Annotated in this window: 14 protein-coding genes; 12 read left to right on the forward strand and 2 right to left on the reverse strand. The window is 58.3% G+C overall.

Translation table 11 applies throughout. From position 1 onward, the window contains the following. Window positions 1-49 precede the first annotated feature (49 nt). The 9 genes from BMW74_RS20810 to BMW74_RS20850 all read left to right on the forward strand — a co-directional run bounded on the left by BMW74_RS20810 (window position 50) and on the right by BMW74_RS20850 (window position 11,105). Window positions 50-823, forward strand: coding sequence for an SDR family NAD(P)-dependent oxidoreductase (locus BMW74_RS20810; RefSeq protein WP_093425972.1), 774 nt, complete (start codon window positions 50-52; stop codon window positions 821-823). Between the two features lie 4 nt (window positions 824-827). Beyond that, entirely contained in the window at window positions 828-2,072 is a 1,245-nt protein-coding gene (locus tag BMW74_RS20815) for an NADH:flavin oxidoreductase (protein WP_093426012.1), read from the forward strand. Window positions 2,073-2,291: 219 nt separating this feature from the next. Continuing rightward, entirely contained in the window at window positions 2,292-3,383 is a 1,092-nt protein-coding gene (locus BMW74_RS20820; RefSeq protein WP_093425974.1) for a helix-turn-helix transcriptional regulator, read from the forward strand. Window positions 3,384-3,693: 310 nt separating this feature from the next. Continuing rightward, on the forward strand, window positions 3,694-4,545 hold the full coding sequence (locus tag BMW74_RS20825; RefSeq protein ID WP_093425977.1) for an alpha/beta fold hydrolase: 852 nt from the start codon (window positions 3,694-3,696) through the stop codon (window positions 4,543-4,545). A 72-nt stretch (window positions 4,546-4,617) separates the two neighbouring features. Further along, window positions 4,618-5,649, forward strand: coding sequence for a ferredoxin--NADP reductase (locus BMW74_RS20830; RefSeq protein WP_093425979.1), 1,032 nt, complete (start codon window positions 4,618-4,620; stop codon window positions 5,647-5,649). Between the two features lie 39 nt (window positions 5,650-5,688). Beyond that, window positions 5,689-6,576: a VOC family protein gene (locus BMW74_RS20835; RefSeq protein ID WP_093425981.1), complete on the forward strand. Its 888-nt coding sequence runs from the start codon at window positions 5,689-5,691 to the stop codon at window positions 6,574-6,576. Window positions 6,577-6,689: 113 nt separating this feature from the next. Continuing rightward, window positions 6,690-7,892, forward strand: a complete 1,203-nt coding sequence (locus BMW74_RS20840) for a flavin-dependent monooxygenase (RefSeq protein ID WP_093425983.1) — start codon at window positions 6,690-6,692, stop codon at window positions 7,890-7,892. A 129-nt stretch (window positions 7,893-8,021) separates the two neighbouring features. Continuing rightward, on the forward strand, window positions 8,022-9,212 hold the full coding sequence (locus tag BMW74_RS20845; protein WP_093425985.1) for a 3-ketosteroid-9-alpha-monooxygenase, oxygenase component: 1,191 nt from the start codon (window positions 8,022-8,024) through the stop codon (window positions 9,210-9,212). 132 nt (window positions 9,213-9,344) lie between these two features. After that, window positions 9,345-11,105, forward strand: coding sequence for an FAD-binding protein (locus tag BMW74_RS20850; protein WP_175479272.1), 1,761 nt, complete (start codon window positions 9,345-9,347; stop codon window positions 11,103-11,105). A gap of 491 nt (window positions 11,106-11,596) precedes the next feature. Here the strand turns inward: BMW74_RS20850 and BMW74_RS20855 are convergent, their stop codons facing one another. Next, window positions 11,597-12,208 (reverse strand): GNAT family N-acetyltransferase, encoded by a 612-nt coding sequence (locus tag BMW74_RS20855; RefSeq protein ID WP_175479273.1) that lies wholly within the window; start codon window positions 12,206-12,208, stop codon window positions 11,597-11,599. A 124-nt stretch (window positions 12,209-12,332) separates the two neighbouring features. Continuing rightward, window positions 12,333-13,184 carry a TIR domain-containing protein gene (locus BMW74_RS20860; protein WP_093425991.1) on the reverse strand — a complete coding sequence of 284 codons (852 nt, stop codon included), beginning with the start codon at window positions 13,182-13,184 and terminating at the stop codon, window positions 12,333-12,335. A 933-nt stretch (window positions 13,185-14,117) separates the two neighbouring features. Here BMW74_RS20860 and BMW74_RS20865 point away from each other — a divergent pair. The 3 genes from BMW74_RS20865 to tnpB form a co-directional block, all read left to right on the forward strand. Further along, window positions 14,118-15,053 carry a hypothetical protein gene (locus BMW74_RS20865; RefSeq protein ID WP_139208439.1) on the forward strand — a complete coding sequence of 312 codons (936 nt, stop codon included), beginning with the start codon at window positions 14,118-14,120 and terminating at the stop codon, window positions 15,051-15,053. Next, on the forward strand, window positions 15,050-15,613 hold the full coding sequence (locus BMW74_RS20870; protein WP_093425996.1) for a hypothetical protein: 564 nt from the start codon (window positions 15,050-15,052) through the stop codon (window positions 15,611-15,613). Before BMW74_RS20865 ends, BMW74_RS20870 begins: the two co-directional genes overlap by 4 nt. A 361-nt stretch (window positions 15,614-15,974) precedes the next feature. Continuing rightward, the coding region (gene tnpB, locus BMW74_RS20875; RefSeq protein WP_139208440.1) for an IS66 family insertion sequence element accessory protein TnpB at window positions 15,975-16,249 on the forward strand (275 nt) is incomplete at its 3' end.

Here is a 16,249-nt window from a genome sequence, read left to right on the forward strand (position 1 = left end):
GGGGCGTCGCTTCCCGGGCCCAGTCAACCCTGCAACAAGGAGCCTAGTTATGACCACCGCATCGCGCTTCCAGAACAAGAACATCATCGTCACGGGCGGGGCTTCCGGTATTGGCCGGGCGACTGTGATCCGCCTGGTCGGCGAAGGGGGCACAGTGCTTGCCGTCGACCTCGATGAAGCGGGGCTGCAGGAAACCCTGGCGCAGGCCAACGCGGTGGAGAATGGCGGCCGGGCGTTCGCGGCCAGGCTGTCGATCACTGACGAGCAGGCCGTGCGCAGTACGGTGCAGCGCTTTGCCCAAGACCAGGGTCGCCTGGATGTGCTGGTCAACATGGCGGGGGTGCTGTGTTCCACTCACACCACCGAGACCTCGTTCGAGGATTTCATGCGGGTCGTTCAGATCAACCTGGGCGGCACCTTCCTGTGCTGCCGCGAAGCCTTGCCTTTTCTGTTGGAAAGCAAAGGCAACATCGTCAATGCGGCCTCCACCTCGGCATTTTTTGGCCATCCCTATATGGCCGCGTATTCGGCCAGCAAGGGCGGCGTGGCGGCGCTGACCCAGGCGCTCTCGCGTGAGTACATCAAGCGCGGCGTGCGGGTGAATGCCGTGGCGCCGGGCGGCATCGCGACACCGATGGTGGCGGCCCAGGCGCAGGGCTTCCCGGCGCAGGCCGACCTTTCTCTGTTCATGCACTTGACTCGCCCGGACCGCAAGCTGGGCGCGCCCCAGGAAGTGGCTGCGGTGATCGCCATGCTGGCCAGCGATGACGGTGCCTTCGTCAACGGTGCCGTGCTGCGTATCGATGGCGGCACCCATGGTTGAGGGCATGGACACGGTGAGCATCAGGGGCGCCGAGGTGCGGTCTGCCTTTTCCTCGCTCAAGCTGGGCCCGCTCACCTTGCGCAACCGTTTCATCAAGGCGGGCGCCAACGAGGGAATGACGCCCGACGGTCTGCCTACCCAGGCGCTGGTCAAGCACCATCGCGATATTGCCGCGGGCGGGGTGGGCATGACCACCGTCGCCTATGGCGCGGTGTCGGCCGAAGGGCGAACCTTCCACCATCAGATCCACATGACGCGAGAGACGGTACGCCACTTGCGGGTGCTGACCGATGCCGTCCACGCCGAGGGGGCCGCAGCCTGCCTGCAGATCACCCATGGCGGCTCCTTTACGCTGCTCAAGCCGGCGCGAGGCTACCCGCGGACGGCCTCTTCGGGATTCAATGCCTTTGGCGCCCTGCATGGCATCCTGTTCCAGAGGGCGATGGACGAGGCCGACCTGCATCGCGTCGCCAATGAGTTCGCCGAGGCGGCCATCCTGGCGCGGGAGGCCGGGTTCGACGCGGTCGAGATCCATATGGGCCATGGCTACCTGCTGAATCAGTTCCTATCGCCCCTGAGCAATCGGCGCAGTGACCGCTATGGCGGCAGTGTCGAGGCCCGCAACCGCTTTCCGGCCATGGTGCTGCGGCGGGTCAAGGACGCTGTCGGTGGGCGGCTGGCGGTGACCTGCAAGATCAATCAAACCGATGCGGCCCGCGGTGGCATCGATGTGCAGCAGGCGGGCGTCACGGCCCGCGCCCTCGAACGAGATGGCGCGGACCTGCTGACGCTCAGTGGCGGCCACAACCTGTATAGCCCTTGGGCGTTGTTCGGCAGCCCGATGCCCATTGCCGACATGCAGGCGCATGCGCGAGGACTGTCGCGCATCGGCCCTTGGGTGCTGGGGCTGCAACAGCCCAAGAACCTGTCTTTTCGCGAGCTGTACTTTCTTGAGAGTGCCCGTCGGATCCGCCAAGCCGTCTCCCTGCCGCTGGCGCTGGTGGGTGGGGTCAAGTCGCTTGAGTCTGCGCAGCGGGTGATTGAGGAGGGGTTCGACGCCATTGCCTTGGCCAGGGTTCTCATCCACGACGCCGCTTTCGTCAACAAGCTTGCCGACGGGCGGCTGGTGCGTTCGGGCTGCACCAGTTGCAACCGTTGTGTGATGGGGATTTATGACCCCGGCGGGGTGCGTTGCGTGCTGAACGGGGCCAATGATCCGCGCCTCAGCAGAGCGCTAGCGGCGGATTGACGGCAAGGTTGGGTTGACGTAAATAACTGCAAACAACAATAACGAGAGGTGATCGTGATGCATGCTCGGAAGACATCGCGCGCAGTGAGCCCAAGTAAGCAGAGCGGCCCCGCGGTATGGGAGTGCCTGCCGGCCATCTTCCCCAGGCCGGGGGCGCGCACCTTGGAAATGGATCTCCAGGAGCTCGAGGAAATAGTCGGGCGGGTCGACCAGAATCGGATGACGCTCGCCATCTACCGTGGCCTGCTGGGCGATGACCCCTGGCGCGACACGGTGCGCCACCTCGCCGCCTATATGGAGTCCTCCAGCGCGGTCATCGTGATTCGACCGTCCACCCGCTCGGACCTGGGGTTCCTGGTATGCCAGCCACAGAATCCTGACGTCGAGCATGCGTATCGCTCGCATTTCTGGACCCTGGACCCGTTCCTGGAACTGCCGATTGGCCGGGTGATGACCATCAATGATCACCTCGGGATGGACAATTGGCTGGCATCGGACTTCTATCAGCAATTCATGGGGCAGGGCGGGCCGATCCATGGCCTGGGCGTCAATATCGTTTCGACTAACGGTACCGTCTGTCGCATTCGTATGTACCGCATGCCCAGCCAACCGGCGTTCACCGAGCACGACAAGCGTCGTTTGAACGACCTGCTGGAGCATTTCAATCAGGCGCTGAACCTGGCCACCCGTATCGAGTTGCAGGTGACCCAGACCGAGCTTTATGAGGATGCACTCGATCGGTTGCACATCAGTGTGATCGTGCTCGACGAGAACCAGCAGGTGCTGCGCTGCAACCACATGGCCAAGTCAATCCTCAATGACAGCGATGGCCTGAAGTGGGCGGGCAATGGCGTGGAGGCCTACTACCGCAACGAGCGCAGGTTGCTTGATGACCTGATCCACTCGGCGGGCCCGACGGCGCAGGTGATGTCCATCTCCCGGGCCTCCGGCAAGCGCAAGCTGGGGTTGGTGGTCAGGAGCATCCCCTTGCGCGAGGAGTCCGAAGGCAAGTGCCGCCCGGCCTGGGTGATCTTCGTCTGCGATCCCGATGCGCAAACCACGGCGCCGCGCGAAATCATGCGTCAGGTGTTCGAGTTCACGCCGGCCGAGGCGAACCTGGCGATGGAATTGGCTAACGGTCTGTCATTGGATGAGGCCGCGGAGTTGCTGGGGATCCGCCGCAATACCGCACGCACGCACCTGCGCGCAATCTTCGCCAAGGCCGGGGTGACTCGACAGGCGGAGTTGGTCAGGTTGGTGCTCAATGGGGTGGTCGGTCTTTCAAGCCCCAGTCCCAGCCCGGCAGGCTAGTGGGTAAAGGCAGGCGCTCATTGCGGTTCGCGCAATGGCGCCCGCGCCCGCTGGCGTACCCCATCGCTAAGATCGCGTAGCGCGCCCACGCGCATCGCTTGCCGCTAACGCAGCCTGCCTGGCTGTTTCCCTCGCTGTCTTTCCCCGCCGGTCTCCCTGCTCATCTGCCGCGGTCGATGAGTGGTGCCTGCCTGGGCTCAGTGGTCGTGGACCGTGAGCCAATTTTTTTTTGCGTCTACTGCATGCGGATCATGCGCAGTGCGCGTTCGCCCCAGCATAGTCAGGCCATAACAACAGAGGGAGAACGGCTATGTCTTCGCAATCAAACACCCTTCAGTCGCCGATTCCGGTGGGCCATTTCATTGAAGTGCGCGACGCCTATCGCCTGCACTGTCACGAAGTCGGCCAGGCCTCGGCGCAGCGTCCGACTCTGGTCTTCCTGCACGGCAGCGGGCCAGGCGCGAGCGGCTACAGCAACTTCCACCTGAATTTCCCATTCTTCGCCGAGCAAGGCTTCCACGTGCTGGTTCCAGACTTTCTGGGCTACGGGCTTTCGGACAAACCAGAGGACGTCCAGTACACCTCCACCCTGCACGTGGAGTTGCTGCATGAGGTGCTGCGCAAGAAGAACGTGACCCGGGCGGTGCTGGTCGGCAACTCCATGGGCGGAGCCATCGCGTTCCAGTACGGCCTGACCTACCCGGAGCAGATCGACAAGCTGGTGGTGATGGGGCCGGGTGGCGTCGAGGATCCGGCATTGTGGGCCGCCCAGATGAGCGGGCTGCGCTGCATGGGCGCCTTTATTGCGGGGCGCAAGACTGATCGGGAATCCTTCCGCGAGCTGCTGCATCACATCGTCGCCTCGGCGCCGACCATCACCGAGGAGATCATCGATTCGCGTCTGCCGATCTGGCTCGAACAACCCTTGGCGGTGTACGCCACGATAAAGGTCGAGGTGCTCACCGAGCGCCTGGGCGAGCTGAAGATGCCGGTGCTGTGCCTGTGGGGGCAGAAGGACAACTTCCTGCCGGTGCGCCATGCCCTGATCGTCGCGGAACGAGTCCCGGATGTGCGGGTGGTGATCTCCGGGCGCTCGGGGCACTGGTTCATGCTCGAAGAACCGGACTACTTCAATCGGGAAGTCCTCGACTTCCTCGGCTGAGCCAGGGAGTGCCCTGCGGTCGCAGGGCACGTGAAGGAGCCCGGCTCCGTTGCTAGCGCAAGAGTTGAAGTCATGTCGACGTCTCTTTATCACCACCTGCAGGTTGTCGAGGTCATCGAGGAAACCCACGATAGCAAATCGATCGTGTTCGCCTCCCCCGCGCAGCCACGGGCATTCGCTTACAAGCCGGGGCAGTTCTTGACACTGCGTATCCCGGTCCAGGGGCGGAGCATCGCGCGTTGCTATTCACTGGCCAGTGCACCCGCGGTGGACGGTGCACTGAAGGTCACCGTCAAGCGTGTACGCGATGGCCTGGGCTCCAACTGGATCTGGAACAACCTGCGCGCTGGCGACACCTTGGAGGTCTTGCCGCCGGCAGGGGTGTTCTGCCCCGTGTCGCTGGATGTCGATTTCCTCATGTTCGCGGGCGGCAGCGGTATCACGCCGATGATGTCGATCATCAAGTCCTGCCTGCACCAGGGTAGCGGTCGGGTTTACCTGTTCTACGCCAACCGCGATGAGCGCTCGGTGATCTTCGCCGATGAGTTGCAGCAACTGGCGCGTGCGTACCCGCAACGCCTCACGGTCATGCACTGGCTGGAGTCCGTCCAGGGGCTGCCGACGTCGGCGCAACTGGCCGGTCTCTGTCGCGGGCAGTCGGATGCGCACGCCTTCGTGTGTGGCCCCGGTCCCTTCATGGACGCCGTGGAGCAGACGCTGCTGGCGCAGAACGTGGCGCGCAGCCGGATTCATATCGAGCGGTTTGTTTCGCTGAGCAGCGACCCAGGTGTCTTGGCCGATGCGCCGTTGGTCGCTGCCGATGGCCCGCAGGTCGAACTCATGGCCCAGCTCGACGGCGAGCGTCACGCGCTGGCCTGGAATCCGGCTGTGGATTTATTGGATGCGCTACTCGGTGCGGGTGTTGGTGCGCCCTTTTCCTGCCGCGAAGGGCGCTGCAGTGCCTGTATGTGCCGGGTGACGGAGGGTGAGGTGAGCATGCGTAGCAACGAGGTGCTCAGTGCCGCCGACCTGGCCGGGGGCTGGGTGCTGTCCTGTCAGGCGCGCCCGATCAGCGACAAAGTTTCGATCAGCTTCGACGGCTGACGTTCAGGTGAAATCAAGCAATTACTCAGGGAGTAGGTCATGAGCATCAATCAATTCGCTTACGCGGTAGTCGAGTCCACCGATGTTGAAAAGTGGCGCTTCTTTGGCACCCAGATCATCGGCCTGGCCGAGGAGTCGGGTGAGGATGGCGCGCTGTATCTGAAGGCCGATGGCCGCCGTTATCGCATCCTGGTGGTGCCGGGGGAGCGGGACCGCTTTTATGCAGCAGGCTGGGAGACTGCCTCCGAGGAGAAGTATCTGGCGTCTAGAGAATCGCTCGCCAGGGCTGGGGTGGAGATCATCGAGTCGACACCGCTGGATCGGCAGCTGCGTTGCGTTACCGGGATGTTCTCCTTCCTGGACCCGTCCGGGAACCGGCAGGAGGTGACCTGGGGACCGATCTCAGACTTCGTGCGCTTCGTTTCGCCAGTCGGCGTCGAGCGTTTCGTCACCGGTCCGATGGGCATGGGGCACGTGGTGCTGCCGTCAATGAAGTTCGAGGAAACGATGCAGTTCTGGAAAGAGGTCTGCGGATTCCAGCTGTCCGACATGCTGCATGTCCAGCTCTCTCCCGAGTATCTGGCGCGCATCCACTTCATGCACTGCAACCCGCGCCAGCACAGCCTGGCGCTGGCCGAGATGCCCCAGCCCAGTGGCTGCGTGCACATCATGATGGAGGTGCCCGGGCTCGATGAAGTGGGCCGCGCGCTGGACCGCATCGCCCGGCACAAGGTCCCGCTGGCGGCCACGCTTGGACGCCACGTCAACGACGATATGGTCTCGTTCTACGTCTGGACACCGGGCGGCTTCGCCCTGGAGTTCGGCTGCGGTGGCATGGTCGTGGACTGGGAGAAAGAGCACTCGGTCTTCGAAACGACCCGAGGCAGCCACTGGGGCCATCAGTGGGCCGCTCCGTCGGCTTCTTGAATTAACGTCGCCTACTCCTGATGCAGGGCGCGCCGGGGCTTTTCGTTGTGGAACATTAGCCTGGAGCCACCGTTGCGCCAATGCTGGATTCACTACTTGGGAAGACAAGAACAATGCAAACCGTCGAGATGAAACAGCCTGCCGCGGACATTCCCGGCAGCGATGAACTGATCGCCCGCGCACGGGCCATGATTCCGCTGTTGCGCGAGCGCGCCGTGCAGGGCGACGAAAACCGCAGCCTGGCGCAGGAGACCATTGCCGACCTGCAAGCCGCAGGACTGTTCCGCGTGCTGCAGCCCAAGCGCTATGGCGGCTATGAAATGAGTCCCAAGGTGTTCTACGACATCGTCATGACCCTGGCCGAAGGTGACATGTCGGCAGGATGGGTCTACTCGGTGGTCGCGGTGCATGCATGGCAGATGGCGCTGTTCGATGACCGGGCAGCGCAGGATGTCTGGGGCAAGGACAGCAACGTCCGGATCTCGTCGTCCTATATGCCCACCGGGCGTGCCAAGCCGGTCGAAGGCGGGTTCCTGTTCAGCGGGCGCTGGGGGTACTCCAGCGGTTGCGACCATTGTGACTGGGTGTTCCTCGGCGGCTTGGTGGAAACGGCCGAAGGGCAACCGATCGATGCGCGCACCTGGCTGATCCCGCGCAAGGACTACGAGATTGTCGATACCTGGTATACGGCAGGCCTGAAGGGTACCGGCAGTAAGGACATTGTCATCAAGGACGTCTTTGTCCCGGATTACCGCACGCACAAGATGATCGATGGCTTCACCTGCAACAGCCCCGGCAACCAGTTGAACACCGCGCCGTTGTATCGCATGCCGTTCGGTCAAGTGTTCAGCCGGGCGGTGTCCACGGCTTCAATCGGGGCCTTGCGCGGGATGGTCGACAGCTTTGTGGAGACCGCCAAGACCCGGATCAACGTGGTGGGCGCCAGAACCAGCGACGACTCGGTCGCGCAGTTGGCGATCGCTGAAGCGATCAACACCATCGATGAGCTGACCCTGGTGCTCAAGCGCAATTTTGAGGCGCTCGAAGGCTACGCCGAGCGAGGCGAGGTTCCGCCCATCGAGGAACGGGTGAAGTATCGGTTCCAGGCGAGCTACCCGCCGGAGCGCATCGCGGAGATGGCTGCGCGCCTGTTCAAGGCGGCCGGCGGTGCGGCGGTCTACAGCCGAAACCCCTATGGGCGCTTCCTGGCCGACATCAACGTGTGTCGCCAGCACGCCGCCAATCAGTTCCAGATGTTCGGCACGAACTGGGCCAAGGTGCAGTTGGGCCAGCAGAGCCTGGATTTCTTCCTTTAACGCCCCGAGGGTCGGGGCCCCCCCTCGACCCTCGGGTATCTCCAGCAGGCCCCGGTCTGCAACAACCCGACGGTCAGCGACGTTCACGGTCGTTAGCCTGTAAACAATAAAAACGAGTGGAGGTGTTTTATGAGCAACCTGGCCAACGAGAAACCGCACATCATCATTAGCGACCAGTGCGAACGTTTTGCCCGTGGTTGGCACTGCCTGGGGTTGAGTGAGTCGTTCCGTGATGGCAAGCCGCACACTGTCGAGGCGTTCGGCAGCAAACTGGTGGTGTTCGAGGGCGAACACAACAAGACGCTCAATGTGATCAACGCGTTTTGTCCGCACCTGGGCGGTAACCTGGGCGAGGGCACCATCAAGGGTGACACCATCGCCTGCCCGTTCCATGACTGGCGCTGGGCCGGTGATGGCAAGTGCGCGGCCATTCCCTATGCCAAGCGCGTGCCGCCGCGCGCGCGTACCCAGAGCTTTACGACCTGCGAGGAAAACAAGCAGTTGTTCGTTTGGCACGACCCCGAGGGCAACCCGCCACCGCCGGGTGTGATCATCCCCCGCCTGGAGGGCGTTTTCAGCGATGATTGGAGCGACTGGTCCTGGTCAACCCATGAGGTCGATACGAACAGTCGGGAACTGGTCGACAACCTGGTGGACGTCGCGCACTTCTTCTATGTGCATGGCGAGGGCTTGGGCGGCGGCAGTACCTATTTCAAGAACGTCTTCGAGGATCATTTCGCCACCCAGTACCTGGAAATGGGGGCGCAACCGGAGCATCCCAGCTATCAGAAGGACGCGGCTTACACCGGCGACCTGAGCAAGCTGGATGGTTTCTCGCGTGGGGAAACCACCTACCATGGCCCTTCCTACCTGGTGTCGCGGCTGTTGACCAATATCCCCGGCAGCGAGCCGATAGAAACCTACGAAATCCTTGCGCACTATCCGGTGCATGCGAACAAGTTCGTGCTGCATATGGGCTTTATCACGCGCAACAGTGCGGTGCTGCCAGCCGAACACAATGGCGCTCGCGCCGCTGCCGTCGCCGAGGCGTATCGCGTGGGGACCCTGCAGGACGTGGCGATCTGGAAAACCAAGACGCATATCGACAATCCGCTGCTTTGCGACAGCGACGGCCCGTTGTACCAACTGCGTCGCTGGTACCAGCAGTTCTTCGAGGATGTTGCCGATATCAAGCCGGAAATGGTCGAGCGCTTCGAGGCCGAAACCGACACCCGTCACGCACAGCCAGTGTGGGACCAGCAGGCTAGCGAAAACCTCGCTAAACGGGCGCAGTTGGAGGCTGCCAAGACGAACGGTTGATAGAGGAGGGGCCCGCGTCATAGCGGCGCCCCTTTGTTCATTCCTGGCCGGTCTTTGATGCGGGACTGCGTATCGCTGCCGCTTATCCTCACGTCCACCCTCCGACAGGGGGGAGCCACATGGAGATCCACCATGTCGTCCGATTTTGGCCCGCATTCACCCCAATGGTTCAGCCGCATCGAGGCTCCGGAGCGGGTCGAGAGCCCTGACCACGTCACCTGGGATGTCATCACCGATTTCGCCGTGGTCGGCTACGGGGGCGCAGGCATCAGTGCGGCCTTGCAGGCGGCGCAGGATGGCCTGAAGGTACTGGCGGTTGACGCCTTTGGCGGCGGTGGGGCGACGGCGATGAATGGCGGCATTTTCTATGCCGGGGGTGGCACATCGATTCAGCGTACGGCGGGCGTTACCGACAGTGTCGAGGCGATGTACCGCTACTTGAGCCTCGAGGTACAGGAGGTGGTCAGTGCGCAAACACTGCGCCGTTTCTGCGAAGGCAGCGTGGCCGATGTGGAGTGGCTGCAGGGACATGGCGTGCGGTTCGACAGCACCTACTACCCCAAGAAAACCTTCTATCCCCCTTCCGGCTATTTCCTTTATCACTCCGACAGCTCACTGGCCGAGACCTGTGCGGCGGTTGCCAAGCCTGCACCCCGGGGGCACAAGTATTGGCATCCGCCGGTCAACCAGGCCGTCGGCTTCGGAGTGCATCTGACCGAGCCGCTGCAGCACCAGGCGCACCTTCGGGGCGTGGCGTTCTGGCCGCGAACCGAAGCCCGGCGCCTGGTGCTTTGCGCCAGCGGTGAAGTGATCGGGCTGGTGGTCATCCGAATGCCACCCGATTCGCCGCATACCCAGGCGTACATCCACGCGCAGGAGAAAGCCCGGCAACTGTTGCAGAAGCTTCCCTCATCGATGCCGGGCTTCGCGCGCCTGGAGCGCAAGGCCGAACGTTACTGGCGCGAGGCTGACGAATTGCAGCGCCAACATGGGATCGTTCAGCGTATCCGGGCGACACGTGGTGTCTGCCTGAGTGCCGGCGGGTTTATCTGGAACCGACAGATGCTTGCCTCCCATGCCCCCAAATACACCTCCAATATGGCGATGGGCTCTCCCGGTGGCGACAACGGCAGCGGTATACGCCTGGGGCAGAGCGTAGGCGCCGAAGCCGCGCTGATGGAGCGGGTGAGCAGTTGGCGCTTCATCAACCCACCCGCTCAGTGGCCCAAGGGAATTCTCGTCAACAGCCAGGGCCAGCGCTTTGTGAACGAGGAACTCTATGGCGCCGCTATTGGCTTCGAGATGAACGAGCACCAGCAGGGCAAAGGCTACATCATCCTCGACCGGACGCTTTATCGCGGCGCCTGGAAGGCGGCAGTGCGGGAGAACCTGTTCCCCTTCATGCGCCTGCCACTGGTGCTGGCACTGCTCTTCCAAACCCGCAAGGCGCGCACCCTGGAAGGCCTGTGCAAGAAACTCGGGATGCCAGCGGCCAGCCTTCTGGACGCCGTGGCCCACTACAACCGGGCCGCCGGAGGGGCAGAACCCGATGCGTTCGGTAAGAGCCGCTCGGAATGCCACGCACTCAGCGACGCGCCGTTCTACGCCGTGGATGTCTCGGCCTCCAGCACCTTGTTCCCATGCTCCGCCATGACGGTAGGCGGGCTGCGGGTCGATGAGGGCAGCGGCCAGGTATTGCGCGCGGATGGCACTCGAATCACCGGCCTGTACGCGGCAGGACGAACGGCAATCGGACTGCCATCGAACCTGTATGTGAGCGGACTGTCTGCCGCCGACTGCGTGTTCTCCGGCCGCCGTGCGGCCCGGCATGCCAGTAGCCAGACGAACCGGGAACCCGCCAGTAACGATCACGGGATTTCGGTGACACCGTAAAGGGAGGTATTGGCCGCACGTTTGTAAGCGCTCCATGAACCCCACCTTTAAAATGTGGGGTTCATGGAGCGCTTACATTTGGAATACCCAAACGGCTGGAACTCAGAAAACCTCTGCGGAGCCCAGTAGCCCTTAAACCCTTGATTTCACTCGATTTCAGGCACAAAAAAAGACGCCCTTGGACGTCTTTAGATGTTTGTTTGGTGGGCCGGGGTAATCTGAATCTGCTCGGTAAGTTATTGATTTATAAAATTAATAACTATTTAAATTTTTAGTTGGAATACCAATTGGAATACTGCACTCCACTTGACTAGCCATTTGCATTCGATTTGATCAGCAAGCTTCGTAACCATGATTGGCAGTGGACTGCCCTTAGCTGCCTGTCAGCACTGGCAAAAACCAGCCATAAGCGGACTTCGAATGAATCTAGGAAGCCCGCCATCGCAATCCCTCTCGTCCACGCCGCGATGCATCGTGGTAAATAGCCGGCCTTAAACAGGCTCTTGTGCTTTAGACCGCCGGGTCTCCAAGAATTCTTTGGCACGGGTCTTCATCTTTGTAATTTGCACTTGAAACCGTTTGTCAGCGTGTTTGAGGTCTCGTTTGTTGGTCTTTTCCATGGCTTCCCTGAAGGCTCTTTCTACAACTTCCAAACGCATCAGATCCATGGGCTCGACTACTGGAGTTATGCCCTTCGGTTTACCGATAAACATCACTACTTGCGTTTCACGAACGTCAGCAGGCATAAACCCGAACCGCTCGTAGATCTTCACCATTGACGGGTCGCAGGACAGGGCAAGAGTAGACGATATGTCCATTACAGAGTTCATCATCTGAGTCATCGCACCCTTACGACGGAACCGCCTATGCACGGAGGTGTAGTAGATATTGCATTCAAGGACGTCAGTCATAACCAGTCCGAAAAGCAAAAAACCTATTACTTGGCCATCCACTGTCGCTGCCGTGAGTACCTCAATTTGAGGGAAGTCGTGACGAGTAATATATGTTCGAATTTCCTCGACAATAAGCGCTCTATAACCGTCGTAGAGTGGGTGCTCTAGCGGGGGGCGGGTCATGCTCAAAGAGGTGGCGTTGTCGCTCACTAACTCAAGTATCGTTTGGCATGCCGCTGGTGCAACAGGTGTGGAGTAGCGAGCAATCGTTAACATAAGAACCTTACAGGATGACTGTTGCAGTTAAATATCTAGAGAGCTATTACTTCAGCCACTACCAACTAGTCACTTCGTAACCGCACACCCTAAGTTCTTTGACGATTTCTCGCTGCCAAGCCCCTGTTGGGTCTAGATTTACATAGATTACGCCATTGATGTCGTTAGGTGTTTCGATGTTCCCCTTCACCAAGGCACAAACATTTTCCCGCCCGAGCTTCGCCATCAAATAGCCGTGCTCGAATACAACATTCTGTCGTGCTCTGTCTCTTGGGCCAACCACTTGTTTTTCATGATGCCCCCGGCCCTGATCACACGGTGTATAGAGCACAATGGCAAAGTCAGCTTCGCCAGAGTAGTGCTCAATTTTTTCAATAATGGTTCGCCCACCACTCGCCTGTTCGTGAAGAATAATCGACTTTAGCCCGATGCTTTCAACGAAACGACTGACTTCTTGTTTAACCTCGTTATCCCGTCCGTGTACGATGAACACATTCCGTTTGTTCCTTGCAATTTTGGTACTACCAGAGGCGTCGTGAACTGGAATAGGAAAAACATTTATATTTTGGGGCAGCGGCAGGGCATTGAATGCAGCAGATTGCTGGTTTGGTGCCGCCACAGCGCCGAATTCAAGTTCGTCAAGTAACTGAGTAAATTGTTGCGACAGGTAAGTTCTTCGTTCAGCATATGTGCTGAATTTCGGCTGGATAAAGCCCCAGAACGATTCAAGGTCTCTGTGGTGCTTTAGCCATGCAGGGAGCCGAATCGCGATATCGTTGTCATTAAGCAGCTCGTGGCGGAGTTGCTGATATTCACTCGAGTCAGCAGGTTTTCCTGTAGCGTGAGCGATCAGCAAATTTTGTAAATAGCTGACCTTGTCGAATCGCGTTTCTAAGTAATTCAAGCTCATCAAACGAATTCCATTCTCGGTGATGCCAGTGGGCAGCAAAATGCACGGCAACCTCAGCCACAGCACAGACCCGCGCAAGTCGGAAACGCTACAGTTTTGCCACTACTCTGTCCATCATGTGCATATAAGTGGCCGAAAGACTGCCCATATACCTCATCCACATTCGACGGCGTAGGTCTGCAGAATTTTGTTCAACTCTCGGTGCCGCAGTAGAACGCGACCAAGCTAGCCACTGTACGAAACCCTGTGAAACCCAACCGACGCTGCTTGTGAGCCCAGATATTGCACCTCAAGCTCAACGATCAGGACGCGCTCCATAGTGATCCAGTGGCGGGATTACCCTGGGTTCCTTATAGTTCAGTACCTCGCGGTCATCCGGCGTCTTCACGGTACAACTGCACTCCGTCGACGTGGCGAAGCAGAACCCAGAGATGCCGAAGATCCCAATGAATTTTACCCCGCTGGTGGAGCGCGCGCAGGCCTTATGTCGTCGCTGAATTGTTGTGCAACCTCTGGTTAATCGCTGGACCTCTCCTCTTTTGGTCTAGTCTGGCGAGAAACGATAAGCCGGTCGTTATGTTCCTTCGCTCACTGCCATGAAAGGTGCGCAGCTGGCGGGTTGCTAGGTTGCTGTAGCGGTTCAAGAGCCGAAGATGGACGGAGAGGTTCCCGAATTTGAGAGTTTGACGCCGGTGGAGTGGAGGGTCGTCCAGTATTACCGCGGCCTGTATAAGCAGGACCGGGAATGGATATTACGGATGTTGTCCGCGCTGGTGGAGCAAACGGTACGTGAGTGATTGATAACGGCTGGCTAGGTGCTGGCCACAAAGCCCCGCCAGGTGGTGGGGTCTTGGTCCTAAGCCTGATCTACAGGTGCTCTAAATAAGGGCGAGACCAAGGAAGGCAGACTAATAAGTAAAAGGGCTGGGGCACTTGAATACGATTTCGCCATACACAATTCGCTGTTTTAACCCTCTGATGAAGGGCAAGAAAGTTGTAGACTCCTATTCGCCTCTCGGGACGATTGGTCAATTCGATATGTATGAGGTTTTTAAGTCGTACATCACTGTTAAGGGCACTGGCTATCATGTACTTCAAGCTACTGAGCAGATATATGCTCTGGCCAGTTTCAAGTTTGATGACGCTAAGCGAGAGATTCGAGGGATTATAAGGGCTGGAAGCTACGGATCTAGAACCGATATAGTAAATATCAAGACCGGCAAAATTGATTTTAAGCGCATGGAGGAAAATGCTGAAGTTTTAAATCATTATGTCAGATTTTTTGTTCCGACCGAGCTTAATGAGGGCGTAGTTCTTCTGCATAACCAGAAAAATGTAGGGATCAAGACATTGGTTTATGAACTTCTGCGAGAAGAGTTTGCGCGGGTGACTGGTCGAGTCTTGCAAATGAATCCCCTCTCTTATGAAAAAGCCTTTGAAGAATGGAAGAATGCCACCACAAAAGAGATAAAGTTAGTACGCTTTAGCGGCATGAATACCATCGAAGATCAAATTAAGAAGCTTGGCCACGACGAGGCCGAACATACCTATATCATCAAAGCGTCTCGAAGCAAAAGCCTCGGCACATTTGTTGATTATCTGACGCCTGGCACTGAGCAAAACGCGACAGTAGAAATTCTTGCGCCGCTTTGCGCCGAGGTGAAGACGGTTGTAGAAATGCATGGCAGGAAACGAACCTTTCGACTCGGGGGTAATCAGAGTAATCAGGTTTGTGAGATTGATGTCGATGAGAAAAAAGTTACAATTGTCGCAGGCAATCCTGATATGAAAGAATTTGATGCATGGTGTAAGATACTTCTTAATGAGTTTCTTTTTACCATGTATCCTGGGATGGGTATAAAAGTATGAGCAGCAAAGTAAATATTAAGGACATTGTGTATGGCCACCTTGGCACGTTGTCAAAGGTTGATGGCGGTTGGTCATGGTTCGATTTTTTAACGTTTTGCTTTGTTCCTATTGCCTTTAGTACTGCTAGCGTCATTATTGGATTTTCCTTAAACAAGGATGTTTCGTCACTCCTGGTAAACTTTGGAGCCATTTTTACCGCGCTTTTGCTTTCTGTCCTAGTTCTGGTGTACGATCAGGAGAGTAAGCTTGATGACAAGCATCAGCGCGATATCGAGCTAAAACGTCCTGTCGACGCATTCTATGCTGCTAAGAAAAAGCTTCTCGATGAGCTTTATTACAATATAAGCTTTTCAATTCTTTCTTCGTTGGTTCTTATTGCTACATGTTTTGCTTTTTCGATGGCGGATAGTTTTGCTGACCCTAAAGCAGCCTCAGTATCAGTATCGCTGATTTTGTCTAAGCTAGTTTTCACTCCAATCACTGTTTTTGTTACGGTGAATTTGTTATTAACCATTGTCATGATCGTCAAGCGTCTCCATTCTTTGCTTCGACCGAAGTGATAGATGAGACAAAGAAGGCCCCATCACGGGGCCTTTTGTTTTTCCTGCATCCGTCTCCACTCACGATCAAAGCGGGCTTGGCAGCTGCCTTGCTCTGGTAGAGGTGGGTGAGACGCCGGGGCTTGGATTGGTCGCCCTCGGTGAGTTTGCGCTGCTGGCCAATCTTCTTATTGCGGAACCAGGCGAGAAGCCCGGTAAAGCGCGGAGATATTCTGCATCCGGCGTGAGAGTGCTCCGGGCTTGCGCCCTATTTACATCCATAACGCTTGAATTAACGTAAGCGCTCCATAATCCCCACATTCAAAGTCACCACCTGATCCCCGATGCTGTGCTCCCGATTCCTTTACGGAGCCAGCACCTCATGATGCGTCCCGACGCAAAAGTTGAAAAAGTCTATCTCTACCCCAAGCCCGTCGACTTCCGAAAATCCATTGATGGCCTCGCCGCTCTGGTCGAACTGGACATCAAGGTCGCGGTGTTTGACCCGGTGCTTTTCGTGTTCCTCAACAAGCCTCGAAACCGAGTGAAGATTTTGTACTGGGAGCGCAACGGCTTCTGCCTTTGGCTAAAGCGCCTGGAGTCCGAGCGCTTCAAAACATCGCCGGATTGTTCAGATGAAGCCATTGTGCTGACGGT

Source organism: Pseudomonas sp. ok272, from assembly GCF_900109995.1.
Lineage (GTDB): Bacteria > Pseudomonadota > Gammaproteobacteria > Pseudomonadales > Pseudomonadaceae > Aquipseudomonas.

Coding starts and splice junctions, on each gene's coding strand:
- BMW74_RS20835 (WP_093425981.1), top strand. CDS start 5,689: ATGAGCATCAATCAATTCGCTTACGCGGTAGTCGAGTCCACCGATGTT.
- BMW74_RS20870 (WP_093425996.1), top strand. CDS start 15,050: ATGAGCAGCAAAGTAAATATTAAGGACATTGTGTATGGCCACCTTGGC.
- BMW74_RS20850 (WP_175479272.1), top strand. CDS start 9,345: ATGTCGTCCGATTTTGGCCCGCATTCACCCCAATGGTTCAGCCGCATC.
- BMW74_RS20815 (WP_093426012.1), top strand. CDS start 828: ATGGACACGGTGAGCATCAGGGGCGCCGAGGTGCGGTCTGCCTTTTCC.
- BMW74_RS20860 (WP_093425991.1), bottom strand. CDS start 13,184: ATGAGCTTGAATTACTTAGAAACGCGATTCGACAAGGTCAGCTATTTA.
- BMW74_RS20820 (WP_093425974.1), top strand. CDS start 2,292: ATGACGCTCGCCATCTACCGTGGCCTGCTGGGCGATGACCCCTGGCGC.
- BMW74_RS20825 (WP_093425977.1), top strand. CDS start 3,694: ATGTCTTCGCAATCAAACACCCTTCAGTCGCCGATTCCGGTGGGCCAT.
- BMW74_RS20845 (WP_093425985.1), top strand. CDS start 8,022: ATGAGCAACCTGGCCAACGAGAAACCGCACATCATCATTAGCGACCAG.
- BMW74_RS20840 (WP_093425983.1), top strand. CDS start 6,690: ATGCAAACCGTCGAGATGAAACAGCCTGCCGCGGACATTCCCGGCAGC.
- BMW74_RS20810 (WP_093425972.1), top strand. CDS start 50: ATGACCACCGCATCGCGCTTCCAGAACAAGAACATCATCGTCACGGGC.
- BMW74_RS20830 (WP_093425979.1), top strand. CDS start 4,618: ATGTCGACGTCTCTTTATCACCACCTGCAGGTTGTCGAGGTCATCGAG.